At 42.2% G+C, this 25,759-nt stretch carries 30 protein-coding genes and 1 pseudogene; 12 read left to right on the forward strand and 19 right to left on the reverse strand.

The annotated features are described in order from the left end of the window. Positions 1 to 242 precede the first annotated feature (242 nt). A pseudogene (locus tag MSED_RS04640) lies at positions 243 to 515 on the reverse strand (glycogen debranching protein GlgX); the annotation flags it as partial. A 531-nt stretch (positions 516 to 1,046) separates the two neighbouring features. Here MSED_RS04640 and MSED_RS04645 point away from each other — a divergent pair. From MSED_RS04645 to MSED_RS04660, 4 genes are all read left to right on the forward strand, one after another. After that, positions 1,047 to 1,475: a hydrogenase maturation nickel metallochaperone HypA/HybF gene (locus tag MSED_RS04645; RefSeq protein ID WP_012020872.1), complete on the forward strand. Its 429-nt coding sequence runs from the start codon at positions 1,047 to 1,049 to the stop codon at positions 1,473 to 1,475. Next, the gene (locus tag MSED_RS04650; protein WP_144418746.1) at positions 1,450 to 2,202 is read left to right on the forward strand and encodes a P-loop NTPase; all 753 of its coding nucleotides are present in this window, start codon (positions 1,450 to 1,452) and stop codon (positions 2,200 to 2,202) included. Before MSED_RS04645 ends, MSED_RS04650 begins: the two co-directional genes overlap by 26 nt. A gap of 153 nt (positions 2,203 to 2,355) precedes the next feature. Then, positions 2,356 to 4,587: a carbamoyltransferase HypF gene (hypF, locus tag MSED_RS04655; RefSeq protein ID WP_012020874.1), complete on the forward strand. Its 2,232-nt coding sequence runs from the start codon at positions 2,356 to 2,358 to the stop codon at positions 4,585 to 4,587. 22 nt (positions 4,588 to 4,609) lie between these two features. Then, the gene (locus MSED_RS04660) at positions 4,610 to 5,122 is read left to right on the forward strand and encodes a hydrogenase maturation protease (protein WP_012020875.1); all 513 of its coding nucleotides are present in this window, start codon (positions 4,610 to 4,612) and stop codon (positions 5,120 to 5,122) included. Here MSED_RS04660 and MSED_RS04665 read toward each other — a convergent pair. Both MSED_RS04665 and MSED_RS04670 read right to left on the reverse strand, forming a co-directional pair. Then, positions 5,119 to 5,358 (reverse strand): HypC/HybG/HupF family hydrogenase formation chaperone, encoded by a 240-nt coding sequence (locus MSED_RS04665; protein WP_012020876.1) that lies wholly within the window; start codon positions 5,356 to 5,358, stop codon positions 5,119 to 5,121. The genes MSED_RS04660 and MSED_RS04665 overlap by 4 nt on opposite strands. Beyond that, positions 5,351 to 5,581 carry a HypC/HybG/HupF family hydrogenase formation chaperone gene (locus MSED_RS04670; protein WP_012020877.1) on the reverse strand — a complete coding sequence of 77 codons (231 nt, stop codon included), beginning with the start codon at positions 5,579 to 5,581 and terminating at the stop codon, positions 5,351 to 5,353. The genes MSED_RS04665 and MSED_RS04670 overlap by 8 nt, the downstream gene beginning before the upstream one ends. Positions 5,582 to 5,845: 264 nt before the next feature. On the opposite strand from MSED_RS04670, the gene MSED_RS04675 reads away from it, so the two are divergent. Next, positions 5,846 to 6,862, forward strand: coding sequence for a PTO1314 family radical SAM protein (locus tag MSED_RS04675; protein WP_012020878.1), 1,017 nt, complete (start codon positions 5,846 to 5,848; stop codon positions 6,860 to 6,862). Positions 6,863 to 7,022: 160 nt separating this feature from the next. Continuing rightward, positions 7,023 to 8,162 carry a nickel-dependent hydrogenase large subunit gene (locus MSED_RS04680; protein WP_012020879.1) on the forward strand — a complete coding sequence of 380 codons (1,140 nt, stop codon included), beginning with the start codon at positions 7,023 to 7,025 and terminating at the stop codon, positions 8,160 to 8,162. Positions 8,163 to 8,246: 84 nt separating this feature from the next. Here the strand turns inward: MSED_RS04680 and MSED_RS04685 are convergent, their stop codons facing one another. Genes MSED_RS04685 through MSED_RS04700 form a run of 4 tightly spaced genes read right to left on the reverse strand, consistent with a single transcriptional unit; the run spans position 8,247 to position 11,425 of the window. Beyond that, a complete protein-coding gene (locus MSED_RS04685; RefSeq protein ID WP_048060028.1) occupies positions 8,247 to 8,624 on the reverse strand; it encodes a hypothetical protein in 378 nt (125 codons plus the stop codon). Then, positions 8,591 to 8,926 carry a hypothetical protein gene (locus MSED_RS04690; protein WP_012020881.1) on the reverse strand — a complete coding sequence of 112 codons (336 nt, stop codon included), beginning with the start codon at positions 8,924 to 8,926 and terminating at the stop codon, positions 8,591 to 8,593. Before MSED_RS04690 ends, MSED_RS04685 begins: the two co-directional genes overlap by 34 nt. Then, positions 8,923 to 10,464 carry a nickel-dependent hydrogenase large subunit gene (locus MSED_RS04695; RefSeq protein ID WP_012020882.1) on the reverse strand — a complete coding sequence of 514 codons (1,542 nt, stop codon included), beginning with the start codon at positions 10,462 to 10,464 and terminating at the stop codon, positions 8,923 to 8,925. The genes MSED_RS04690 and MSED_RS04695 overlap by 4 nt, the downstream gene beginning before the upstream one ends. Next, the gene (locus MSED_RS04700) at positions 10,457 to 11,425 is read right to left on the reverse strand and encodes an NADH-quinone oxidoreductase subunit B family protein (protein ID WP_012020883.1); all 969 of its coding nucleotides are present in this window, start codon (positions 11,423 to 11,425) and stop codon (positions 10,457 to 10,459) included. Before MSED_RS04700 ends, MSED_RS04695 begins: the two co-directional genes overlap by 8 nt. Positions 11,426 to 11,745: 320 nt before the next feature. On the opposite strand from MSED_RS04700, the gene MSED_RS04705 reads away from it, so the two are divergent. After that, positions 11,746 to 12,240 (forward strand): hypothetical protein, encoded by a 495-nt coding sequence (locus MSED_RS04705; protein ID WP_012020884.1) that lies wholly within the window; start codon positions 11,746 to 11,748, stop codon positions 12,238 to 12,240. Here the strand turns inward: MSED_RS04705 and MSED_RS04710 are convergent. The 8 genes from MSED_RS04710 to hypE are packed head-to-tail and all read right to left on the reverse strand — an operon-like array spanning position 12,228 to position 16,638. After that, positions 12,228 to 12,584: a winged helix-turn-helix transcriptional regulator gene (locus tag MSED_RS04710; RefSeq protein WP_012020885.1), complete on the reverse strand. Its 357-nt coding sequence runs from the start codon at positions 12,582 to 12,584 to the stop codon at positions 12,228 to 12,230. The genes MSED_RS04705 and MSED_RS04710 overlap by 13 nt on opposite strands. A gap of 28 nt (positions 12,585 to 12,612) precedes the next feature. Then, positions 12,613 to 12,954 (reverse strand): hypothetical protein, encoded by a 342-nt coding sequence (locus MSED_RS04715; RefSeq protein ID WP_012020886.1) that lies wholly within the window; start codon positions 12,952 to 12,954, stop codon positions 12,613 to 12,615. Further along, positions 12,941 to 13,222, reverse strand: coding sequence for a hypothetical protein (locus tag MSED_RS04720; protein WP_012020887.1), 282 nt, complete (start codon positions 13,220 to 13,222; stop codon positions 12,941 to 12,943). The genes MSED_RS04715 and MSED_RS04720 overlap by 14 nt, the downstream gene beginning before the upstream one ends. Beyond that, positions 13,197 to 13,916: a class II aldolase/adducin family protein gene (locus MSED_RS04725; RefSeq protein WP_012020888.1), complete on the reverse strand. Its 720-nt coding sequence runs from the start codon at positions 13,914 to 13,916 to the stop codon at positions 13,197 to 13,199. The genes MSED_RS04720 and MSED_RS04725 overlap by 26 nt, the downstream gene beginning before the upstream one ends. 4 nt (positions 13,917 to 13,920) lie before the next feature. Beyond that, the gene (gene hypD, locus MSED_RS04730; RefSeq protein WP_012020889.1) at positions 13,921 to 15,048 is read right to left on the reverse strand and encodes a hydrogenase formation protein HypD; all 1,128 of its coding nucleotides are present in this window, start codon (positions 15,046 to 15,048) and stop codon (positions 13,921 to 13,923) included. Next, complete coding sequence (locus MSED_RS04735; RefSeq protein WP_012020890.1) at positions 15,045 to 15,317, reverse strand: HypC/HybG/HupF family hydrogenase formation chaperone; 273 nt, start codon at positions 15,315 to 15,317, stop codon at positions 15,045 to 15,047. Before MSED_RS04735 ends, hypD begins: the two co-directional genes overlap by 4 nt. A 1-nt stretch (position 15,318) precedes the next feature. After that, complete coding sequence (locus MSED_RS04740) at positions 15,319 to 15,570, reverse strand: hypothetical protein (RefSeq protein ID WP_048806915.1); 252 nt, start codon at positions 15,568 to 15,570, stop codon at positions 15,319 to 15,321. Positions 15,571 to 15,579: 9 nt separating this feature from the next. After that, entirely contained in the window at positions 15,580 to 16,638 is a 1,059-nt protein-coding gene (gene hypE, locus MSED_RS04745) for a hydrogenase expression/formation protein HypE (protein WP_012020892.1), read from the reverse strand. 216 nt (positions 16,639 to 16,854) lie between these two features. On the opposite strand from hypE, the gene MSED_RS04750 reads away from it, so the two are divergent. Together MSED_RS04750 and MSED_RS04755 are read left to right on the forward strand one after the other, a co-directional pair. Then, positions 16,855 to 17,838 (forward strand): hypothetical protein, encoded by a 984-nt coding sequence (locus MSED_RS04750; RefSeq protein ID WP_012020893.1) that lies wholly within the window; start codon positions 16,855 to 16,857, stop codon positions 17,836 to 17,838. A 238-nt stretch (positions 17,839 to 18,076) separates the two neighbouring features. Continuing rightward, on the forward strand, positions 18,077 to 19,618 hold the full coding sequence (locus tag MSED_RS04755) for an APC family permease (RefSeq protein WP_012020894.1): 1,542 nt from the start codon (positions 18,077 to 18,079) through the stop codon (positions 19,616 to 19,618). Here MSED_RS04755 and MSED_RS12150 read toward each other — a convergent pair. Continuing rightward, the gene (locus tag MSED_RS12150) at positions 19,540 to 20,517 is read right to left on the reverse strand and encodes a YncE family protein (protein WP_144418748.1); all 978 of its coding nucleotides are present in this window, start codon (positions 20,515 to 20,517) and stop codon (positions 19,540 to 19,542) included. The genes MSED_RS04755 and MSED_RS12150 overlap by 79 nt on opposite strands. Positions 20,518 to 20,688: 171 nt before the next feature. Continuing rightward, positions 20,689 to 21,453 carry a hypothetical protein gene (locus MSED_RS04760; protein WP_012020896.1) on the reverse strand — a complete coding sequence of 255 codons (765 nt, stop codon included), beginning with the start codon at positions 21,451 to 21,453 and terminating at the stop codon, positions 20,689 to 20,691. A gap of 269 nt (positions 21,454 to 21,722) precedes the next feature. Here MSED_RS04760 and MSED_RS04765 point away from each other — a divergent pair, with 269 nt between their 5' ends. The 3 genes from MSED_RS04765 (at position 21,723) to MSED_RS04780 (ending at position 24,650) form a co-directional block, all read left to right on the forward strand. Then, on the forward strand, positions 21,723 to 22,133 hold the full coding sequence (locus tag MSED_RS04765) for a DUF3211 domain-containing protein (RefSeq protein ID WP_012020897.1): 411 nt from the start codon (positions 21,723 to 21,725) through the stop codon (positions 22,131 to 22,133). Between the two features lie 244 nt (positions 22,134 to 22,377). Beyond that, a complete protein-coding gene (locus MSED_RS04770; RefSeq protein ID WP_012020898.1) occupies positions 22,378 to 23,646 on the forward strand; it encodes a thioredoxin domain-containing protein in 1,269 nt (422 codons plus the stop codon). A gap of 428 nt (positions 23,647 to 24,074) precedes the next feature. Further along, a complete protein-coding gene (locus MSED_RS04780; protein ID WP_225938863.1) occupies positions 24,075 to 24,650 on the forward strand; it encodes a CPBP family intramembrane glutamic endopeptidase in 576 nt (191 codons plus the stop codon). A gap of 65 nt (positions 24,651 to 24,715) precedes the next feature. Here the strand turns inward: MSED_RS04780 and MSED_RS04785 are convergent, their stop codons facing one another. Both MSED_RS04785 and MSED_RS04790 read right to left on the reverse strand, forming a co-directional pair. Next, positions 24,716 to 25,219, reverse strand: a complete 504-nt coding sequence (locus MSED_RS04785) for a hypothetical protein (RefSeq protein ID WP_144418834.1) — start codon at positions 25,217 to 25,219, stop codon at positions 24,716 to 24,718. Beyond that, positions 25,209 to 25,733 (reverse strand): hypothetical protein, encoded by a 525-nt coding sequence (locus MSED_RS04790; protein WP_148305096.1) that lies wholly within the window; start codon positions 25,731 to 25,733, stop codon positions 25,209 to 25,211. Before MSED_RS04790 ends, MSED_RS04785 begins: the two co-directional genes overlap by 11 nt. Positions 25,734 to 25,759 lie beyond the last annotated feature (26 nt).

Consider the following 25,759-nt stretch of genomic DNA (forward strand, 5'->3'; position numbering starts at 1 on the left):
GACTAGAACAGTGAATCAATAGTATAATATCGTGAGTTTGAATTTATGATCTCATTATAACATTCCTACGAATAATCTCTCTAATTGTATTACATTAAAGCGAAATTTTACTTATGAATTTCTCGAGTTAAGACATGTCTGCGTTACGAATTTCGTCTTTAGAAGGAATACGATCCACCTTAGAGTAGGCTCGCTTATGGATCCAGTAAGAGCTTGTGCGGAGTAAACCCGGGCCCCATCTAGGGCTTATAGGGGCCATGGACCCTGTATCCGTAAAGCTGACTAGACCTTATACCTAGGAACGTATGCCAAATATCCGCCGTCCTATTTCTTACCTCCATCACCTCCTTAGGGTATCTCTGATCTGAGAGGTAGAGGACTAGCTCTATCTTTTCTGCGTTCTCTGAGAGGATTGAGAAATTAACTCCGTCTTCGTCCTCGATCCAATTCGCTCCTAGCGGGAACGGTTCTCCAGGTCTTAATGGCCTATCCTTAGTTTTGAGCATGAAATGCATTTCAAGCTTCTAAATTTATGTTATTACCGTCAATGTAAGGGTAGGGTACGAGGTCTGAAGGGCGAAATTACTGTAAACGATCTAGAGCAAACTTCTCTACTTTTAGCTAAGATCTCGTTATGGACTCATCAATGATCCTTGTAAGGCAAAGGATTTCTATGTCTCTGATCTCTTTAACCAAGAGGAACCATAATTCTTTTTGGGCTCCCGATCATAACGCATTCCGACTTAGGTCGATCTCTCACTTCCAACGGTGGACATGAAATTAACGCAATTTTGGGAGTCACGGTTCCGGTATTTGGCTATGTTTCTATTTCAGCCTTCAATGTAGAATTTTCTAAGTTTCTATGGGTATGCGTCTCCATAGCTTCGGCATTGTGATATATTTTCAATACAATCAGATTGCATCCCTTTCTTGGTGAGCATTTATCCATAACAATGTGACACCATGAGCGTTATGATGCTACGAACGCACTCTAAGGACATTAGAGAAAACATTATTACTTAAAGGCCACCTTTGTAGAACTTGACATGCATGAGTGGTCCATAGCTGATGCTATCTTGCGTACGGTAGAGGATATGATAGAGGGAAAGGAGGGAAAAGTCTCCAAAATAGTACTGGGTATTCCTAGCATATCTTTTCTGGACGTGGAGATATTAACTGAAGCATTTGATGAACTTAAGAAAAACACAAGTTTAAGCAACTCTCGGCTGGAGGTTAAGATAAGGGCGCCAGTTTTTACATGTCACAGGTGTGGATCTACCTTCTCCTTAGACGAGATAAAATCTCAAGTAGACGGCTTGAGGTCTGAATTTGGCGAGGAGTATCCGCTTCATCTCATTCCCATGTTAGGCCCTTCGTTCTTAAGATGCCCCCACTGTGGTTCCCACGACATTTCGGGGAACGATGACATAGTTGTGGAGAGGGTTGAATTTGAACCCACTGTTGAACCTAGCTAGGAAAAAACTTCAGGGAAGGAAGACCATCGCAGTCATGAGTGCTAAGGGAGGAGTTGGAAAGAGTGTAGTCTCCTCTTTACTTGCCATCGCGCTTTCGAGGGAGTATAACACCTTACTTATTGATCTTGACATACACACTATGGCACTCCCAAAGCTGTTCGGATATGAGGGATCGCTTCATGAAGTTAGAAAAGAGGGTATAGTACCTTTCACGATAAATGAGAAATTGAAATTACTAACGTTGGGTGGAGTGGTCAGGAATAAGACGGTGATATTACCGGGGAGGAACCAGGAAAAGGTTATGGAATCTCTATTGGGAACAGGGGCCATTAATGAGGAGCTAGTAATCTTTGATTTACCACCTGGTCTAGGGGACGAAATCTTAGTACTGGAGAAGGTTACGGATTTCCTTCCAGTGGTTGTTACCAATCCGTCAGAGCTCTCAGTTAAAGTAGTGAAGTATCTTCTGGATTACCTAGCCGAACTGGGAAAAGATCCATTACTAGTTGCGAATATGTCATATATTAAATGCGGGTCACAGATAATTAGGCCTTTTGGAAATTTGAGTCTACATGGAATGGGGAGAAAGCAACCTCAAATAATTGAGCTACCAATGGATGAAACTCTAAATGAATTTATAGGTAAGATCCATGAGTACAAAGGGGAACTATTGGATGGAATAAATAAGCTGAGTATAATGATAAACGAGAGAATGCACCAAACCTAGATATGCCCTGGACAGAATTCGTAGCTTCTCAAACGAAGGACTCGCGTTGGGCGCTATTTGAAAGGGGCTTAATCTCGCCTCCTAAGATATACTGACACAACGTTCCTTACTGAGTGTTGATTATATTATCTACCACAAATATACAATCTTAATGTGAAATCGTTTAGAATAACAGCATCGGGGATAGTCCAAGGAGTGGGATTTAGGCCATTTGTATTTAGGACTGCATTAAAAAGCGGTGTAAGTGGATTTGTAAGAAATCTGAGCGGAAGTGAAGTGGAAATTGTAATCCAGGGAAGTCAGGATAGTATTTCAAAGTTCTTCTCGCTGTTCTTCCTAAATCTCCCTCCCCAGTCCAGATTAGAGCAAATCACAATAACGCCACTTGAGGGAGATATTCTTCAAGGTTTTAAGATACTAAAGAGCGAGAAAATGAGATACGAGGCAAGTCAAATCCCCCCAGATTTTTCAGTGTGCTCGGAATGCATCAGGGAGGTTTTAGACCCTGGGAACAGACGTTATAGATATCCTTTTAACAGTTGCGTAAATTGTGGCCCTAGATTTTCCATGATGAGGAAGGTTCCATATGATAGGGAAAACACAGCTATGGTGGAGTTCCCCCTATGCGACGAGTGTGCCCAGGAATACAATGATCCAGATAATGAAAGGAGATTTGACGCCCAAGGTATAAGTTGTCCAAAATGTGGACCTAGGCTTTATATAGAGGATATGCGCGGTAATCGTTTAGAAGGCGACCCCATAAAACTTGCTGGAAAGCTATTGACAGAGGGTAAAATCATCGCCATTAAGGGAATAGGAGGATTTCATATAGCATGCGATCCATTTGATGACGATGTTGTTCTTACATTGAGAGCCAGGAAGGGAAGGCCCTCTAAGCCCTTTGCAGTTATGTCGATTTCCAGTGATATTATATCAAATTTCGCTGAAATAAATCCGCTTGAAAAGGATATCCTAGAATCCCCTGAAAGGCCAATAGTCCTCCTCAAGAAGAGGGAGGATTCGCCGATCTCCAAGCACGTATCTCCTGGACTCGATAGGGAAGGCTTTTTCCTATATTACACGCCACTACACTACATGTTACTTAGCGAAGTTAAGGGTAACACGCTGGTAATGACTAGTGCCAACAGACATGGGTATCCCATGTGTACTACCGAGTCTTGCGTTAAGGAAAAACTCAGTGGTATAGTAGACTACATGCTCTATCATGATAGAGAGATAGTGAACAGGGTGGACGATAGCGTCATTAAATTCGCAGGAAATCGTCTCCATATTCTGAGGAGAGGAAGGGGTTACGCACCTCTCTGGATAAGAATGAAAAGTAAGTTTAAAACCCCCGCAATAGCCCTAGGTGCTGAACTCCAAAATGCTGGCGCACTCATGTTTGACGACAAGGTTATATTAACTCAATATGTGGGCGACACTGATAAACTGGAAAATCTTCAAGAAATGGAGAAAATGCTCAACTTCCTAATGAGCACGTATGATGTAAGGCCTAGGGTAATCCTTGTGGACAAGAACCCTGGATATCAGACTAGATACGTTGCCAATAGGTTATCGGAGAAGTTCTCGGCTGAAATAGTCGAGGTACAACATCATTTTGCCCACGCACTAAGCGTGGCTGCAGATCATGGCTCAGACGAAGGTGTGGCTATCGCCATTGACGGTGTCGGATACGGAGACGATGGTAACGCTTGGGGAGGGGAGATTTTGCTATTTACAGGCAGCGAATACGAAAGGTCCTATCATTTGAAATACGTTCCATATCCTGGGGGTGACGTTAATGCGCTGAGACCTAGGAGAATGTTGGCCATATTCCTTTCTCAGGTAATGACATTAGAGGAGGCCGGGAAAATTGCAGGCCTCAATGAGAATGAGGTAATAATGCTGAGAAGCTCTCTGAGAGGAAATAGAATATACACCTCAAGTACCGGTAGATTCCTGGATGCTGTTTCGGCCTTCCTTGGCGTATGTGATAGGAGGACATACGAGGGAGAGCCTGCGATAAGGTTAGAGGCCTCAGCTAGCAATGGAAAGTTGCTGGACTTGGATATACCTGTAGTAGGTAACGAGATAGACACTCTCAAGGCGTTCGAGTGGCTTATCTCTGAAGAGGGTAAAGTAAACGACATTGCGTTAACAGTTCAGTATAGGCTAGGTGAAGCCTTAGCGAAGGCTGCATTGAAGCTAAATCCTCAAGTTATCCTGGTCTCAGGAGGCGCAGCTGTAAATGAGTATATTTTAAGGGGCTTAAGAGAAAATTCGGAAGGCATAGAGGTGATAACGCCAAGGAGAGTTCCATCTAATGATGGGGGGATTGCATTGGGGCAAGCCCATTATCTACTGCAGCGGGATAGAGCTAATTAATCTTAAAACACCATCATAATTCATGAGAGTGCTCATAGCTGGGGTTGGAAATATTTTCATGGGAGATGATGGATGTGGAAGTATCGTGGCTGAGGCCCTTAAGGGTTGCGTTAGTGGGGCTGAGGTAATTGATATTGGAACGGGTGGACTTCCGCTCACGGATTACTTGGAGAACTTTGACGTTGTTATACTAGTAGACGCTGCCGTAATTGATGAGGATGTTAAAGTTATAGAAGTTACCGATGAGATGAACCCAGATAGTGTAGGGGAAGGAGTTCTGTCCCTTTTATTCGGGGGATCGCATGGTCTGGGGGTAATGGATTTACTTAATTTCTTAAAGATAAGGGAGAGAAAACCCAAGGTCCTAATAGTGGGGTGTAGGCCCATAAGCGTGGAGGTTAGAATGGGTCTTTCGGAGGGTATGACAGCGAACTGTCTTAAGGCGTTGGATGAGATCGCAAGGTTAGGCTCAAAATTTAATGTGGAAATAGACCTGGAAAAAGCTAGGACAAAACTGTTGGGTTTGAAGGGTTAATCTAGATCTCTCTTCAGTTGATTTAGTAGAGATAGAAGGCTTTCTTCTATCTTATCTGGGCTTATCTTTTTAATGGCGTAACCGCCGTGAACTAGTACGAGATCACCTTTCTTAGCATCCACAAGCCCCAACTCTATTTCCCTTCTAATTCCACCGAAGTCAACCACTGCAGTCTCGCCGTTCGCTTCCACTATTAAGCCCACAATAGCCATGTCGTAGGGGTCGTACTCAGACATCTTGAACCACTCTCGCCAATTCTTCCTCATATTTGAGCATCTCTCTAAACTCTTCCTCGCTTATTTTCTCCATTATCATTCCATAACTAACCACGACATAATCTCCCTCTTTAATGTCTTCAAAACCGTTAAGTAAGACAGGTTCAATGACATTGTTTCCATAATCGACGAAAGCTATAGGATCCTCTACCTGTACCACTCTTGCTGGGAAACTTAGACACATTACTTTTTACTTCTAGTTTAAGGATAAAAGCTTTCTTTGAGGTTGTATCATCTGACATTGTTTTCAAATTTTATCTAGAGTCTAAAGTCGATTAACTACCTTTAGCCTGTCATTATGTATGAGACATAACTACGCTTATGACGGTGTTAAGGCCAGGAATATAATATAAATTTGCTGCACTATGAGAAGAATAGGTGTACAATTTTAGTCTCGTCGAATCTCATATAGAAAACGTTAATTTACCTTTTCGCCTAATGTTAATTCATGTCTATTTTTAGACCAATGATTCTAGGTAATTTGAAGAGGGGTCTTTTGGGCCTTGGAATAAGGAAATTACCCCTCATAGGCGGGCATAAGCTGTTGTACACTTGTAACCTTAGATGTGAGATGTGTCCCTTCTGGAGAAGAAAGGATGAGAAACTGCTCTCTCTAGAGGAGGAAATTTTAATGTTGAAATCGCTGGAGAGAGCCGGCGTCTTATTCATGGGGTTTGAGGGAGGGGAACCGTTATTGAGAAAAGACCTGGAGCAAATTCTGGAGGAGTCGTACATAAGGTTTCATACTTCTCTTGTGACCAATGGATGGTTACTAAAGGAAAGGGTTAGAAGCTTGAGTGAATATCTGGATCATTTATTCGTATCCATTGACGGAATAGGTGAAGTACATGATAAGATGAGAGGCATTCCAGGATCCTTTGAGAGAGCTGTAGAGGGTATAAGGGAGGCCAAAAGATATTTGCCCGTGTCAATTAGCTTCACAATAACCAAAAAGAACATAGATCAAGTCAGGGATGTCGTGGAACTCTCGAGAAAGCTCGGTGTGGGAATAAGCGTCCAGGTGGAGTATGACTATTCCACTGCTGAGAAGTTGAGCCCGGATAAGAGCCAACTTTACGACGCACTGAAGATGCTCATCGAGCTGAAAAGAAGAGGTTATCCAATAGTTGAGTCGCTAGACTACTTTGAAGCTATACTTAACTCTTGGTACAATCGAATACCGTGGAAATGTAAGCCTTGGCTGACCGTGAACGTGGATCCTCAAGGAAGAATAGTTCAACCATGTTACGTGCTAAACGAGTATAGTGGAAAATATAAGGTCTGGGAGATAGACATAGTTAAGCTGTGGAATACGTACCCCTGGAGTGAATATGAAAACTGTAACAAATGCGCTCTGGCCTGCTATCTTGAACCATCTCTGTTCAGTTGGTCTAACAGAGAAATGGTAAAGGAGAAAATAGTAAATAACATGGTAAGCTATGTTCGCGATCTTATACATATTTAGTTTTGTCACGAAGGCCACGCCTTACACTTATCTTTTTTAGCGTAAATATCGTAGTTAACGTTGAACATCTTTCTTCAGTACCTTTAAAACCAACTGTATAGTTTAGGAGATACTGGCGCCATTCCCAACATTTATAAAATAGTTCCCAAATAATACTTTAATGTTAAATCCATTAGCATTAGATACTATCGATCTAAAGGTGAAAATTAGCGATGGTAAGGTAGTATATGCCAAGTCATCTGGAAATAAACTGAGGGGATACGAAAGGATGTTTATCGGTAAGGATCCGAGGGAACTCCCAGATATTATCCCTAGGGTACTCTCTACATGCGCGCAGTCCCATACCTTTGCCTACATCAAGGCTGTGGGAAACAATAACTTGGATCTTATAGGAAATCTAATGGTGAGTCTAGAGATAATCGAAAGTAACATAAAACATCCCTACGCGTATTGGCTGCCGTATTTGGGTGGGGTAGAGTATGAGTTTCCAGGGGGGAAGAAATTCAGGAAGGTATCCCACGCAAGCAGAAAAATAAGGGCTATAATGGAGAAAATAGGCGGAAAATGGCCCTCAGTGGACTACGTCAAAAAGGGCACTAAGCTATCCTTTACCAGGGAGGAACTGAAGGATGTAATAAGTTTCCTCGAAAGCGACATGCTGGGCATGAGTCTCCAGGACTTCTTGGGTATTAAAGAGCTAGAGGAGCTTAGAGGGGATATTAGATATCTTAATGCGGAGTACTGGAGAGCCGGTTTAGGAAGATACGCGTCAGCGTGGGCCCAACTGGATGTCTCCAAGATAGATGACCAGGGTGATAGGGTATTGTATGACGGGACATTGGTTGAAGTTGGACCGCTGGCACAAGCTCTCACATTTGACGACATGATAGTTAAACTACATAGGGATATGGGACCATCGCCTCTATTGAGGGAATTGGCTAGAGTTAGGGTAGCAGCTAAATTGATACTTGGTTTACAGGATCTAGAAATTGAGTCCGAAGGATTGCATATACGCGGAGATGGAATTGGATATCTAGAGTCCATAAGGGGAGTTCTAGTTCATCAGGTGAAGGTAAAGGACAAGGTGGTTGAGTACAGAGTGATTCAACCCACAACATTTAATGCCTCTCCTGGAGGAGCGTTGGAAAATGCCGTTTTGGGAATTCCGGTTCGTAACTATAGAAATCCGTGGGAGATTTCCCTAGCCGTGAGCTCCTTGGATTCCTGTTTCATTACTAATGTTGAGGTTTATCTGGATGACAAATACCTATTTACCAAGAGAGTAGGAGGGTTTTGCTGACTTGTTGGATTACTCAGTTTAACTCTAGAATTTTACCTGAAATACAGGGTATGGGTCCTTGTTGCCTTTTTTTGGGGTGAAAATCTAGTGAGCCCTAGACATTTTCTCCACAATTCTCTGAGCAACCAGTTTAATACCCTCAAAGGTAAGCGTAATAGTGTTTTCATTTACCTCAATTAGTCCTGCCGAGAGTAAGTCCTTGAGGGTATTCTCTCCTATCTCTTCCTTTCTAGTCTCCTTATTAAATGCCATGTTCATATAGATGGTCTGTAACGCGTCAAGGAGACCATAGAGTTTTGAGAGTTCCCTAAGTCCCTTTTCGGTTAGGTATAAAAATTGGCCCTCTTGTTTTATTAATCCATCTTCTATCAACTTTTCCACATCTACCTTTTCCATGACTAGCTCCTCCCTCCTTCTAGGAGCCACATTTATTTCTTCGAGAGCAAGCAGCTCAGAAAGCATCTTGCCACCTCCCTGTACTCAGGGGAGAACGCTACTATTGTTATCGCTCCCTTCCTTCCCCTTAACCTTGCTCTAATTAAGTAGTCTTCCAACTCGGAGTAGGAAAGTATTCCAGGATAAAGGTCCTTGAGTCCCACAACTAAGAACTTAACTGACTTTGAGGAATCTACTATAATTACTTCATCGTCCATAAAACCTTCAAGGGCTTCCAAGTTAGATCCAACAAATGTACCTCCGAACTCTTCCACAATCTTCCCCGCATCGTCACCGAAGATCTCGTTTCCTATACCTACGAGCTTCATAGTCTCATCGAGAGTATCTCTTTTCCGCCGTCTAAGACATGAACGTTGCATACCATACATGCATCATGTGACCTGACAATATGAGCTACCTCTATGGGATTGTTGGGATTCTCCACCTCTGTTCCCTGAAGTGCTATGGATAAATGGCTTGGGTTACCGAAGGGATCTTCTGGCCCCATGTTAATCTGAGTTGGTGTAACGACCTGGTAGTTCTTAATTTTTCCCTCTTCTATCACGAGCCAGTGACCTAGGGAACCTCTGGACGCCTCAACCAGACCATAACCTCTTCCAGATAGTTTTTCCTCAGGTTTTATGTACGTAATTTCATCGTACTCGTAGCTTTCCAACTCCTCTCTCATGATCTCATGGATTCGGGCGAGTCTAACAATTCTAGCTATTTCCCTAGCGAGAACGCTGGTTCCAATCCTATAAACTAGATCTGTCATTAATGGGTCTCCTGCTACTACCATCATTGCTAAGGCTCCAACTTCCGGAGCCACGTACTTCCCACCTAGTTTATATCTAAAAGCCTTGGTAAAAGTGTATTTTCCCTTGGATTCCGGTGGTAGGGGCGTTGTTTCGCCATTATAAGGATGAAGCCCAACCTTATCTCCCTGTTCATAGGAGTAAAAAGAGTGGGAAACAAACTCCACTATGTTCTCCTCTTTAATTTGATGAATCTCGCGAGTCCTAAGATCCAGTAAACCCTCCCTAAACCTCTTTTTTTCTACGTGTGATGCGGGGTCATAATGTTCTGGAAGCGTCACATGTCCGTAACTCATGAGGTACTGTGAGCCACTACCTATCTTATCCCATTTCATTTCTAGCCCGTAGTTCCAGATCTTGGAAATATCTCCATTGGGATAGTCCTTGGCCCACTGGTCCAGATCCCTTTTGCTCTTCACTTGGAGAAACTGGTCTAGGGGACCTCCCAGAATCACTTTTTCCAGGAACTCTGCAGTAATAGATGCGAGAATAGATTTGGCCTTTATTATGTCATTGCTGAGCGGATCAGTGGTAACGCCTCCTGGAACCATAGCTGAACCATGTGGCCACTGTCCACCAAATATTGCATAGATCTCGGTGTATCTTTTAGACCAGGCTACTGCCTGTTTGTATGACTGACCTAGATATGGAGCCCATCTAAGCACTATGTCCCTGTAAAACCCCATCTTTTCATATTTCAGATTGACCGTATCTATAAGGAACATGAGGTAGGTATGTCTGACGTCATTTTGTCCCATTTCGGCTAACGTCATCACATTTCTCAACCTCACAGCGTTGGGCGGAACACTCGCCCCATAGGCCATCTCTAGGGCCTTCGCCGCAGAAAGCAGATGTGAACCCCCGCATATACCACATATTCTCGGGGTTATAACCAAGGAATCCATGGGGAATTTTCCCTTAAGGATTATCTCTATTCCCCTGAACAGCCTAGACATGGGAAAGGCCTTTACAACTTTCTTTCCCTCAAAAACTACCTTAAGGTCCAAGTCCCCTTCTACCCTATTGAGTGGACTTATTACTTTCTCATTCAATCCAATCTCCCTTCTTTCTTATCAGTGGTCTCTCCAAGAACTGTGGAGCAGCTCCCCGAGCTATCGCTGCAAAGGTTACATATGCCCCCTTGGAAACACCCAAGGGTAATCTCCTTGGAATTCCTGATCTGTTCTTCTCTGTTTTGAAAAAGTTAAAGGTTGGAAAATCAAATTCTGTACATCCCATACACGGTGTGCCAACCCTGGTCTTACTGCTCTGATTATTCCAGAGAATGTTATTGCACGAGCTTCTAGTGTATGATCCCCTACATCCTAGATCGAAGAACAGACATCCTTCTTTATGTCCAAATTCCTTAGTTGATATTTTATAAGTGAAATATGGTTGTCTGGGACAACCGAATTGAGTAGTTGTGGCGTAAAATATTCTAGGTCTATTAAATTCATCTAACATTTCTTGATTCATCTCTCCCCTTAGGATGAGTGTCAAGGTAGTGATAAGCCACTCAGGATGAACTGGACAACCTGAGAGATTTATAACTGGAAGCCCCGACTTACACCTGAAATCCTTTCCTAAGAAACCGCTCATCTCCTTTCTGTGAAATTGCAGCCCGGTTGATTCGGTTGGATTCGGATCTGCTGCAGGTATTCCACCAAAGCTGGCGCAGTCACCCACAGCCACAATGTAGTTTGCTTGGGGTGCAATTTCCCTGACCCACCACATCATTGGCTTTCCAGCAAACATATTAAATGTGCCCTTTCCTGCAGGTCCCCTCACAATAGAACCCTCAAAAAGGAGAATATCTAGATTTATTTTCCCCTCGATTATCGATTCTAATATTTTCTTTAAATCCCTGCCACATTCCTGTGAGAGCGACGGATGCCAGAGAAGTTTCACATTGTTCTGATAGAGGAAGGATAGTATATCGGGATCAGATGCGTTTAGGACAGAGAGAGTATTCCCTCCACACGCTCCCCCTTGTAGCCACAAGAGGTTCTTCATTATTATCTACTAACTCCTAAAAATAATAAGGTTTAGTTTAATGGGATGTTACCAGAATTTGGAGTGCATAAACTCAAGTGATTTTATGCGAATTAGTTTTTATCTAGATGTGAACTGCCTCATATCGTCTTTCTAATATTTTATGTATGTATAACGACAGGTGTGTTGGTAATTCACGCAATGATTTAAAAAGTGAAAATTGGCTGGGTGCGGTGAATAAACTATATCATTATTGAATACATTATCGCATCCCCATTAAATGTTTCAACTTTTATTCTTTTGACGAAAATTTTTAAATACTAGGGTTCGAATATATTTATATGTCAAATAGAGACGATGACTACAGGGAAGGAGTAGAAAAATTAAAGGAGATAGTTGCATACTTAAATTCGACAGGAATTCTAGATAGTGTATTGGATTTTGTTAGCGACGAGGAGAAAGTTAGATCTTTTCTGCGATCAAGTACATATAGGGCCATCGTCGAAATGCTCGGCACCCTTAAGGACATGATAGATAGGGGTGAGGTAGACTCTGAGGACTTTACCAACGGGTTAATCGCCATCGCTAAGCACTTAGACAAGATAGGAAAGGTAATAACAATTCTCGACAAGAATGGCGTACTAGATGTAATAACTTCAGGTCTCTCAAAGGCTGCCGAAGCTATGGTTAGGAGTAATAGACAATCTAACATTGTGGAATTCCTAGCGTCCCTTGATGATCCAGATGTTAAGAAGACCTTAGCCTATTTGAGGTACATGTTAAAGGAACTTGGTAGTTCGGCGGAACCAGTGCTTAATAACGGTCAACAGAAATAGTCCTTCGGGGAATTAGGGCTAATCAAGTTCGAGAGTTCCAAGAGAATTAACATCGCATTCTTAATTGCCCTTCCTTGGACAGTGAGAGAATAGATAGTGGCAACAGGCCTACTATTGACAACCTCTCTCTGCACAATACCGTTATGTTCTAGCTCCTTGAGTCTTATGGATAGAGCCCTTTGTGTCAATCCATCTACCTTTCTTAGTATTTCGCTAAATCTCATTTTTCCATATTTGTCTAGAAGTACTAAGATACTTAACGTATATTTCTTGGTTATCAAATCGTATACTGCGGGTGTATATGTGGTGCAAAGATCTCCGTCATCTTTGAGGCAACAATCCATAGGTTACAACTGGTTAACAGCTTAAAAATTATAGCTGAGAATGCTGGATATTGTTTGCATCAAGATCGGAGTATTTTGCAAAGATATTGTCTAACCTGTTTACTATTTCAGCGATTCTTTCCGTTTTCCCATTGGAAACTAATGAGAACATTTCGTCTAAGATATCAGAGAAAATTGTGTAAAGACCAGACTCTTCTATCAGTTTAACTACATCCTCCCTTAACTCGATTTCCGGATCTAGGATATCCATTATGGCCAAGGCTAATCTTATGACGCTACTTAGCAAGAATGATAAGGCGATAACTTCGTCATCGCTTTCCTTGGCAAATTGAAGAATGAATTTAGACAGTAAATAATTATATTGATCCATTGTTGCCTAGCCTCTTAATTCTTTCATTTATCTCCTTCCCCAAGAAATATCTCTCTACAATTACTTCAGCTCCCTGTATCCTCCTGGCTATATCCATTGCCACCTTTATTACAAGTATAGGTGGAACAAACGGAGACGGAGGAGTGTAAATAATCCTCAGCTTTTCAGATCTTTCTATCCTCAACAGTCCCAGTTTAACGGCAGGAACCCCGCTCTCAGGCTCTATTACATGACTCAAAGCTTCAATGAGATCCAGGTCTTCCCCCAAACTTCACCGCCCTTATATACCTAGCTCCAGGTTTTCTTAAATCTGTTTGCGAAAGCTTGTACTTAATTCCACCCAAGGCCAAAGACGCTACGTTAAATCGTGACCATTCTTCCATTATCTCTGCGAAGGCCCGCGCCTCATGAACACAAGCGCCCACTGAAATGATACCGTGATTCATCAGGATCACGATTCTAGGTACTTTGGCCCCCTCTCCTCTTACTGCCTCTCCCACATTTCTAGCCAACTCCACTGTCCCTGGATGGGAATACGGTATTATCTTTATATCTCCCAGTATAGCCGCAGCCTCGCCATGTGTAATTTCAAGATATCCGGAAAGGGCAGCTCCCATGGTATAGGGAGGATGGGCATGAATAACCGCATTGACGTCTGGTCTATTCTTGTAAACCTGGAGGTGCATATTTACTTCAATGGACGGCCTCAAGTCTCCCTTTATAACATTCCCATCCAAATCAATCTGTACTAGATCCTCAGGTTCAAGTTCAGATCTGGGATAACCCGAGGGGGTTATCCATATTTTATCCGAACCTGGTAGTCTGGCGCTTTGATTACCCCCCGCATTACTCACCATCCCCCTCCAATACATTGTCCTCACGCTGAGAACTAGGGCTCGTTTAAGCTGTTCATCATTAGTTTGGCAAAGTCTACAATACGTGTTACCTAACATGTATACCATTTTTTTACCTCCTACATCTAGGGCTAACATTAACAATTCTATGCGTTGCCCAGATCCAACAGGTTCCTTCCTGTGATACCATTGGAGCTCCCTTCGGATCCTCAGGCTTACATGTTTTCCCATACAATGGACACTCTGGAGGATCTATAAGTCCCATAACGACCTCTCCACATCTCGCGCCAGCTACATATTCGTCCTTAGATTTCGTCCTGTCCTTTAAGCCGTATTGAACTCTGGCATCCTTTTTACTGAACTCCTCCTTTAATCTGAATCCCGCCTTAGGGAAAACCGCAACTCCTCTAACATATCCGTCCTCTAGATCGAAAACTCTTTCCATAACCTGTTGTGCCTTCACATTACCTTCCCAAGTTACTGATCTGGTGTATTCATTCTCTATCTTTGGTTTACCCTCATCAATTTGCTTTAGAATCATGTAAATGGACATAAGTACATCTATGGGTTCAAACCCAGTAGCTACCATGGGTTTTTTAGATCTCAGGAAATACTCGTAATAAGGTCTAAGTCCAGTCACAGTTACCGAATGACCCGCAGATATGAAGGCATCTATCCCTAAGACATTCGAATCCATTACTGAGCCCTGAATAGCCGGGGTATATCTATAGGAAACAAGGAAGCTCAGGTTGTCCGGAACACCCTTCATCATTTCAAAGGCAGTGGCCGGGGCCGTAGTGTCCATTCCCACTGCGAAGAAAAGGAAATCCTTGTTTGGTTCCCTTCTAGCCATCTTCACCGCATCTTGCACCCCATATATCACTCTCACATCTCCTCCCATAGCTCTAGCCTCCTCTAGAGACATTTTTGTACCCCTGGCTCTGCTCATGTCACCATAGGTCGTTACCACTACGCCATCCATGGCGAGCTTGACAGCGTCATCTATGTCAGTAGCAGGCGTTATGCAGACAGGACAACCAGGGCCTGCCCTAACCTCCACGTTTTCAGGTAGGAGAGATCTTATACCATAGTGGGTTATTGTCCACTCATGGCTTCCACACACGTGCATTATCATTATGTTTTCCTGGATTTTCTTCGCCAATTCCTCTATTCTCAATCTTAGGGCTTTAGCTAGTGTCGGATCCCTGTAATACTTTAGCAATGACAAGTACTCGCTCATTCGCTACCACCTATAATTTCGTAAAAATCTTGTTTCTTCTTCTCGTGTGACAGATCCTTGGTCATTTCGTTCCATATCTCTATCGTCCTTCTGGCCTCGTCCTCGTCTATTACTTGTATGGCATAACCTGCATGAACCAGCACGTAGTCCCCTATCTGAGCATTAACCAGTGACAGGAGAATATTGTCCCTTATTGTTCCGTTTCCGAAGTCTATCTTCCCAAAATCACCTGATATTTCGATAACTTTTCCAGGAAAGGCAACACACATTTCACTCACCATAGACCGATTTAAGTTCCTCTTTCTCAGCTTCGCTAAGCTCGTAGAGGGGGAAGTAGTCCTCGTCAAAATATATCATCGGAGCGTGGCAATGTTTAGGCATCTCAATTTCCTTACCGCATACTTCACATCTCAATATTTCCTTCTTTCTGAAGTTACCCCTTTGAAGGTATTTCATGTTCATTCCACAATGCGTAGGGATCGGAAGTTCGGACTTGCATATAATGCATATCAACTTCTCCATTTCACTCACCTAGCATATTCTAGGAACTGGATCCCCTAAGGGTCTTCCAACATACCTGTTTCCCCCGACCACAGTCTCCATTATTACCCCCTCTAAATCCTTTCTGACCTCTCCTATTATTGTTGCGTCCTTCCCAAGCGGATCTGAATGTAACGCGTCCATAACGTCCTTAACATATTCAGGCGAAACTGCTAAGACGGCCTTTCCCTCATTACCCAACTCTAGAACGTCCATTCCTAGAAACTCGACGGCAGCTCTGACCTCATCCTTCACTGGGATGTCACTCTCCCTTATGAAGATTCCAAGTCCAGACTTTTCCGACCAGTCCTGAAGCAGATCTGCCAGTCCTCCTCTCGTTGGATCCTTGGCATCAGCTATTCCTCCTACTTCCAGTAGGTTCATGATCATCTTATTGAGAGGGGCAACATCGGACATGACATTTGACTCAAATCCCACTCCTTCCCTTGAAGATAGGACCGCTATGGCATGATCCCCAAGGGTACCGGTGACCACAATTTTATCTCCATCCCTAAGGTTAGTGGGAACTAACCAGCGGGAAGGTTGCCTACTTTTCCTCAAGGTCTCAATGTTGTGATCCAATTGCCTAGGTCTTGTACCTATTCCGGCGGTGTTAATGACAATTTTATCTAAGTTTCCCCTCTCCATGACCTTCGTGTCTCCAGTAACTACGTGGACGTTCGCTTCCTCAGCAGTCTTCTTAATGCTTTCAACTATCTTCTCCAACATATCCTTGGGGAATCCTTCCTCTAATACTACTCCAAGACTCAGGGCCTGAGGATCTCCCCCCATCATCGCTATATCATTTACTGTGCCACTCACGCTTAATCTTCCTATATCTCCACCTCTGAAGAAAATGGGCCTAATGACGAACGAATCCGTAGTGAACACTATTCCATTAACCACGGCTGCATCGTCCATCATTTCTAGTCCCACCTCGCCAAATCCATCATTTAGCTTCAAAAAGACGTCCCTTATCAGGGAATGCATGTACGTCCCTCCAGCCCCGTGGAGTAGGGTAATTACGTTCTTTCTATCGGGCAGTTCCATCAATAGATAGTTAATTTTGAGGATAATAAATGTATATAACCAATGACATACATCTCTTTTTTTAAAAAATATTTAATAAAGAAATGTAACTCTTTGTGAAGGTCATGTCCACACCACGGGCAATAATGAATAGCTATACTCAAATATACCGTAGGTGCTACTTTTGACTTCCATCAACGTATAAATAATGGGTAAGTCGATATTTGTTGAGCCTTAATGGTTTCACCTGTGGTGGGAGCGTATATTTTTTATGTTGTGGGAATGACAGTAATCCTAAGCATATCCTTTGAGAGAGCATATCATAGCGGCGGGTTGCATTTCTGGATATTAGTTCTTTCCTCCATATCCACAGCCACTTTTCTCGTAACCTTTTCCCTTAGCCTAGTCTCAGTGGCTATTTCCATCATTTTGGTCGTGATTCCTGTCAGCCTATATAACGTCGGCATGAGGTCCCAGGTAACCAGCGTTGTAGCTCTTCTTACCAGTGAACTTTTAATGAGTCTCCTTTACTACGTCCTTCTTAGGGGTCTTGGAAACGCGATAGTTACCCTAAAGGTTTACGGGACAGACATTCCCTCCATCTCCTTTGCTCCCTTGGATGTTATTTATGCAGTTATTGAACTTGCCAATTCCTTCATGTTTTTCCTTATGATCTTCCCAGAGATAATATATTTCTCTATAAAGAATAAAGATTATTTCCCATTAATTGTATCATCATTGGCCCTTGGAGGGCCCAACATAGCCTCGGAAATGACCCATTCAATTCTCCCTCTTCCCTATGATCCAATTAGGGAGGCCAGCGTGTTCATTGCCTTACTTTCCCTATCGCTTTCTATCTATATTTCCCGCGGGTTTATTACTGGCAAAGTAACCGAGTCCAGATACATGATATTCTTGGCTTCTGATTTTATCCTAAGTTTAGCCGGAATATTTTATTCAACTACCTTGAATGAGATTCCCTACGGGATGGCCACGTTAGTGACTCTCTTTATGTCGTTTCAGAATCCAAGGATAAATATCTCGAATAGAAAGTTGGTGATATTGTTATGTGTTCCACAATATCTGTGGGGAATGGCAATAGCCTATTGGTTCAACTTGACCAACTTAGCGTACCTGATGGGAACGGCCACATTCTTGATTTACACTGGGGTAATGCTTGCGGATATGTCATGGAAAAAGATGGGACGTCCAGGTAATTAGACGCGAATTTTCATGGCAACTCATTCGTTGCTACACCACGGCACAATGAATTATTTCAATAGATGAGATCCAATCTATTATACCAAAAGTTTATAAATGAACTAAAACACGACTATGTGATGGTAGCAATAGGTAAGGAATCCAATTCATACCTAGCTCGTTTTAGTTTAATTCAGTTCTTCTTTCTATTAGAATTATATCATCCATTAACATGCTCATTACTGAAGTAGGTGATCCCATGAATGTTCAGTGGCTGAAAAGGGAAGTGCTTCACTTTCTGGATCTCGTCCCTATGTCTACCTCCAGCGTCGCCCCCGCATTTAGTATTGCAGCGGCCTATGGAAGCATGGTGGCGTTAGTGGGTCCCCAGGCCATAATGTCCGTGGTTATTTCCTTTCCGTTTTTCCTTATGGCGTCTCTCATTTTCAGGAAGCTGAATAGGGTAGCTCCTCACTGTGGAGCCTCATATCATTGGGGAAGCAAGTTCATGGGAAAAAGGTATGGCGGGTTTCAGTTCTGGATCATAACTCTGGCATATTTCTTGTCCCTACCACCAATCATTATACCTGCGGGGGAATACACTTTGGATTTACTGTATAGGCTAGGTTTAATTGCAAGGTCACTGGAAATGAGCGTGTTCTGGGACTCGATAGTCGGAATGATTTGGGCAATCTTGGCAGCAATTCCCCTGGTCCTAGGAGTTAAACCTACAGCTAGAACCACCGAGGCTTTCTTGCTTATCGAATTAATAGTTATGGTGAGCTTCATAGTGATAGGGCTCATTTCTCTCCCTTTTCATACGGTGAATAAAATAAATCTCTCATGGTTCTTTAGTGCTAAGGATTTGACTTCCTTACCACTCTTCTTAGGCCTAGCTGCAAGTATGGTCATTGTGGCAACGATTCTAGATGGTTGGGAGATAGACAGTTACGCATCGGAAGAATCTAAGAGGCCAACTAGCTGGCCAGGTAGTGCTGGCGTGATAGGATTGATCTCAGTATTCCTCATCTACATGGTAGTGATGCCTCTCATGACCATAGAAACTCCACTATCTGCAATATCATCGTCAGTAGATCCATTGGCTCGTTGGGCCTCATATGTGATTCCCAACTATGCGTGGGCAATGGACATCGCAATAATTTGCTCCACCGCGAGCTCCCTCTGGCTTACTGCCTTCATCTTGAGTAGAGTTTGGTATTCAGCCTCCAGGGAGGGATTATTACCCTATATCTTTGGAAGGCTAAACAAATATGGAAGTCCGTGGGTGGCAGTGGTGGTGATGACGTCTCTCGAGATCTTAGTCCAAGGAGTGGAGCTAGGGCTCCCTTCCGTCGATAGTTTGTTCGGAATCGTGCTCACGGGTGCAGGGGCGTTTCTCCTCCTTGAGTTTGCTATGGATTCAATTACAGTCTCTAAAATAGCATGGGAAGGGAGAATAGAGTGGTATTATAGAATACTAGCTCCAGTCGCAGCAGGAGGAATGCTCTTTATTGTTATTATGGGGATAATTGATGCTGGTCCTGCATTTGGAATTCCTGCCGACATCTATGCTTTAACTATCTCAGTTTTAATTGTGATTGGTGGAATTTATTTTTCTCGTAGAGGCAATAGGGTCAATACCGTGGTTGCTCCTTGGCTAATGAGAGAGGAAAGACAAGGAAGACTACGTGAAAATGATTACATCGATCCACATCTGTCATGCTATTCTCCTCTATTCTTACTGATATATTTTCTCAGGATTAAAGCAGAAAACAAGGCTAACAATACAAAAGTTACATAAAAAGGCAGAAACGAAGAGATGACAGGCATTTGTGGAGATACCGTTGGAGACCTGATTATAGGTAAACTTACGCTCGAGTTTACCTGAGTGGGACACCCCTGCGAGATGATAGCTACGGTTCCATCGAAGAAATTACTTACAAAAACGTAATTGCTCACAGGATCAAATACTACATCTACGGGAGTTATTCCAACATTTATTTCTCCGATTGGTGATAAATTATTCAGCACCAAAACGTAGTCTTGGCCGTAAAGGCTATCCACGGCAGCATATACCAGATCATTATTACTGTCATAGGCCATTCCTTCTATCTTGCCACCGTAAAGCGATATATTCCCCACTATATTTAGGGCGAGGTTTATTTCCAAGATGTAGCCGTCTGTTCCCACAAGGATTTCATTCTCCTCTAAAAGGAGAGAGTTTGGGAACGTGTTCAACTCGAGGGAATAGGTCCTTCCCTGAAAGTTCATGAAGATATATCCTTTATTTTCAGTAAAATTATAAGTAGAGACGAGAATATTACCCGATGGGGAGACTACCATATCTGTAGGTACTCCAAGGAAATTAAATAACGGAACCAACTTAGTGGAGTTAAGGGCATACACTTCATTCCCTATCGCGATAAAGACCTTTCCAGTAGTTGGGTCAGTAGCTAAGGCAAGGGGATAAGCGGATACGGTCAGCTGTCGAATGACACTTAGATTCGCATCGCTTATTTCTGTTATGGTATGGATTGGAAGCGTGCCACTAGTTACGTATACTATGTTTGTTCTGTTGTCAAATGCTATATATTCCGCCCCACTTACGTTTATGTTTTTAATAACTGATCCATTGGGACTTAGCACGAATACCGTATTGACCGCAGCAACGAATATTCTCCCCTCATTGTCTGCTACCATTCGAGTGGGAGAAATTTGGGAAAACGTGTTATAGGGCCCACCATTTTCTATAGTGGACGTTGCCAAATTTACCGTATATTTAAGTACACCAACACATGAAGAACAGGTCAATGAACATGCTAAGAAAAACAAGACTAAAAGGGAGCTTCCTACACGCATATATACATCCCATTAGAAGTCCAACCAGTACTTATCATCCTCTTTAAACTGACGGTTAGGAGCCACTTTCATGAGTTCACCGTGAAGTTTAGTAACAGTTACTATTACTTGCCTTAGTTGATCTCTCGTTTTCACGTTATCCATTTCAAGTCTTCCGACAAGTGACCTCACTTTAGATAGGTTATCAGTAGCATCCTTCCAAAACCCTTCATCTGTAGAAACCTGTTCTATTACTCTTTTAATGTCAATGAGGTTAGCCTTCATGAGTATTGCTCCTATATCGGCGCTGTCTTTATCGGTGGGAAAATGCATCTGAAGTTTCGTGAGAAGAAGATCGGTCAAATTCATCGAAAATTCTTCATTCCAATTAATCACGAACTCATGGTTGAATTTTACCCTATCCATGTAGTAGGCCTTAAGTACAAAGCTCTCGTAAAAGAACATTCCAGCAATGTCCCCCATTAACCTCTCCAGATGGTAATAGGGGGTCCAGCCCTGCTCCCTCAGTATTTCCTTAAAAACATCTCTATACTTGGTTGGTACTAACACATTAACATCTTGAGGACCGGATTTCCTGTACAGTTTCAGGAGCTCTACAGCCTCCTTATTGTCCCCAACCCTATGAAATATCCCGATCGAACCATACAGAAGTGCTTTTGCATCCCTTTTTTTAAGTTCTGAATAGATCCTTTCATAAAGTTTTAGGTACTCTAGAGAAGTACTTTCAAATTTTATCCCCTTCTGTTGACTTACATCGAACGGAGTGATTCCCGACATTAATCAAATCTTGTATTTCATGATATTAATACTTGTCTACATGATTTCAAGATATTTATGTTAACGATAAAATGGACGTTAAGAATAATGTACAGAGATTGCGATTTCAAGCGTTATAAGATCAAGCTTCTCTAAAGAGAATACTTGTACAATGTCTGTAGTATCGACAGGGGTTCCATGTTCATTAATCTTGCGTCGATCCTCAAGTTCTAAATCCGAGGAAAGCAAGAAGTAGAAAGGTTTTTATTCAAAAGTTACAGGTTATTTTTGTGATATTGGAGTTAAGTGTTGGAACTAGTCATGACGTTGAATCTCTTAGAATTATACTTTCCGATCCATACTTCGTATTACCTGCAATATTCCCCTCTATAAAAGAATTAAAGATCCTAGGTGGCTCCTTTCAAGGCTACGCCAACTACTTAGGCATTGAGCACGAAGTTAGCGGAAACATCTATATCTCCAAGAACGAGGTAACCTATCCATTTACTTTGTCCAAGGGGAAGAATCTAGGTGCGGGTAAACTCACTTTCTATTTGACCCCGGGAAGAGTATTGATCAGGCTAGAATATGAAGGTTGGATGGAAAGGTTAGCCGGGGGCTTACTGAGAGGATGGGTAAAGAAATTTTCTAATGATCTTGAGGAAAAAGTTAGAATGGAGAGAATTAAAAGGAAAATATAACCAACTGTCCATCAGTCTTAGATGGAGAACTTTTCTAGCTATGGCTCTCTTGGGCAGGAGGCTGCCGGGATGAGGCATGCTCTATCTGATCATGTTAATGTGTTTATTACGGGATTACTTTACTCGTTACACATCTCAACTTTTCTTCAAATCCGATAGGGTTAGTCCTTGTATTAAGGTCAGGGATATATCGCCTAGATATCGATAATGAAAATATTTAAACGAAGAAATAGATTTATCTTTAATGAGATTTAGGGAGTGGAACGAGATAATCAAGGACAAGAGTCCGTTGAAGGTTATTTACTTTTGGACAGATTGGTGCGAGGAGTGTGGTGCCCAATACAAGGAGTTAAGCAAGATAGAGGATTGGGAAGGATTTGGATATGCGAGCGTTAATGCTGATGAGAGACCAGACATCGCCATTAGATATTCGCCACAGATTTACCCCAGCTTAGCCATAGTGACGGAGGGAAATGTTGTGGGTGGATTATACGGTTTCTCCGAAGAGTGGAAGATAAGAGAGACCCTTCTCATGGCACTAGACCTATCTCTTGGAGGAGGTAAGCTGGTTTCTCCTAAATTTAACAGGGACTTGCGTAAGGTCCCTAGATCTAACTATGTCTTGCAAAACGAGAGACATGAGAACATATTAAATGACATCAGGTCTAAATGCATCTCGTTTTTTGACATCTACCAGGGTGGATTTGAAAAAGAACCCAAGTATTATTTGCCCAACGTGCTTAGGTTTCTTCTCAGATTTAAAGACTCATATTCCATGGAGATTGTAAAATACACCCTCGACGCTGTAATTTACAATCTTTGGGATAATGGTTTTTATGCGTTCTCTAAAACCTATGACTGGAAAAACCCCTATAAAGTAAAGCTATTAGATCTGAACGCGGAAATGATAATAGCCTTACTCGAGACGTTTGCGAAAACCAAGGATACTTACTATCTCGATTACGCTGTGGAAACCGGCAAGTGGCTAATGAGAAGTAAAAAAGGAGACTTCTATCCAATAGCTGAAACCTCACAGGGAATGGTTGGGAAACCGCTGTTAACGGTTAACAGCTTAATAGGGGAGGCAATGTTTTACCTATATGAGTTCACGAACGATGAAAGTTTTAGAGACGAAGCTGAAAGACTATCTTCATTGCTCAAGCCTTCCCACGTAATAGGGGATGGGAATCCATTTCTATTAGACTTAGCGTATCTGATCAGATTCCTCTCTTCTCTAGGTAAGGGAAAAGAAGTAGTAAAGGTGGCCTTTGATCAGTTCTTCGGAGGGGACGCGTTTTATGACGTTAGTTTACCTCACGCGCTATCAAATGGAATAGGCAGGTTCAAGTTGATAACTGATAATTCTATTTTAGGCCAAGGGTTAGTGAAACTAGGTCTAATGGAACCAGCGAAGCAGATAGCTAATTATTTTTCGACTAGATACTGGAATTTTACATATTTCAATCAAGCAGATTTTGGTTTGTTGGTGTGGATGTTGAATGAACATACGTGACTTTTATTTGATATCCATCATCCTCGGTCAAGTAATATTTACACTTGAAGTCACATTGATCCTGTTTTATCCAAACATATTTGTTTCATTTTTTCAGTATTTCTCCTTCATTAACTATTTACTTGCATTTTTTATAGACATGATTGTTATTTTAAATTTCTTGCAATTTATCTCATCTAGATTAAAGTATCTACTGATTTTGCTCTTTGTACCAATATTGGGTCAGTTAACCGAGGCAGGACTGATATATTATTTATCTAAACAGAGAAAAATTGCCCTTACTGCCATATATCTAGCCCTTTTTACTGCTGGATTCCTTTCATCCACGTTCCTGCAGGTTCCTCAATCGCTATACGATGTACCTATTTTGAAATCCTTTACTCTAGGCTTGTCCATATCCGATGTCCTTAACGTACTCCCGTTAATCTATGTTTTCCTTCTCTTCAGAAAATGGAGTAAAGAAGAAATCAAGAGATGAAGTAGGGATGAGGGTCTCGTCTATATTTGCGGGATTGGTTTTACCATTAGCTGTAATTCCTTGGGAACTCCTCGCATACTCATTCTCAAGAAGCTTATACGCAGGAGCCATAGTTGTCGTGATAGGGGAAATGGTTGGTCTTTATGTTGCTAGGCTGATAACTCGCAGGAAAGCTAATCTTCGTATAAATAAGGGAATGACACTTTCCATTCCAGTTATATTACTCATGATCGCGTTTCCTCCTCCCTTACCAATAGGATTCAGGTATCCTCTCCTTGTAACCCCGGCAGTTATCGGAGGAATATGTGAGGAGCTTATCTATAGAGACTACATATTGGAGACTGGGAAGTATGATAACTATATTCAGGCCTTTCTATGGTCCCTAAATCACGCTCTCGATGGACCAGTGTTCGTTGCTTATACCTTTATACTAGGAATATTTCTTGGAATTATATCTAAAAGATTCGGTGTATTTCCATGCATAATAGCCCATGTTTCGTCCAACGTTCTAAGGTTATTTTTATGATAAGCCGAAAATCATCTCCTTTTAGCCTGTGAAGATAGAATAAAACAGGCTATCTGATTAGCTTCTTACTCTATTTCCATTTCAGAAATTGAGTGGTCCATGATATTTAGTAATTGTTTAGTCTTATTCTTCATCAATTCTAAGCACTCGCGACCCCAAGCGCTCAATTCAAATCCTTCGGTATTATTCACTTCGCACTCAACTACAGTAACCATATCAGGAAGCACTCCGAGCGAGCTTCCCACCTTAAGGAACGAATTTATATCCATATAATACCCCTTGACATTGGAATATATCTCTAGCCAAGTTTCCATAGCTCCCTTAGCTATTCTTGGTCTATAGACTCTCAATTCCTGTTTGCCTCTCTTTTCTGCGGCCATTAAAATAAGAGAACCTGGATTAAGGAACCCTAACTCAGAACTACCCTTTAGTGCACCGAGACTGAGGTCTAGGACATCTATTCCCTCTTTTCTCAGTTCCTCCATTGCCAAGATAGGTATTGCATAATCCCCTTGGTATAGATATCCCACAGCGGCTACCTTAGGAGGAGGGACTAACCTATTTCCCAATCCATTTAACGTCAAAGGACTTGGTGACCTCCATCATCTCTTCTGAGAAGAGTAGATTAAATGCCTTCATGGACATCTCGTCAGCACCCTTTATTACACCTACCTCCATCGTTATTCCCTTTTCTAGAGTTCTCCTGCTTAACTCCAAGCTCATGTTATCATGCGACCATATGACTCCCATTTCCGCCACTCCTTCGTAAATTGCTCTCGGTATCTCCCTGTAATCCTTTGCTATTATTACGTCCACGCTATCTTGGCATTTCCTTTTGATGTAATCAATTCCTACTTTTCCTAGAACATAATACTCTGGGTCAGGAATCATGAACTTCCCACATTTTTCAACATGTTTAAACACAAGTGCAGGTTTCACTTCCATGAAGGTTTTCCTAACAAGCAAGATATCCCATTCCTTGAGCACCTTCATATCCACAGAGGGGAGGGACACCATAGTGGGGCTTTTATCCAGTACCAGTCTTCCAATAGATATCTTCTCGTTGAGAATCTGTCGAAGCAATATTCCTGAGGGGAAACATTCTATGA

Origin of the sequence: Metallosphaera sedula DSM 5348, from assembly GCF_000016605.1 — an archaeon.
In the GTDB taxonomy this organism is placed as follows: domain Archaea; phylum Thermoproteota; class Thermoprotei_A; order Sulfolobales; family Sulfolobaceae; genus Metallosphaera; species Metallosphaera sedula.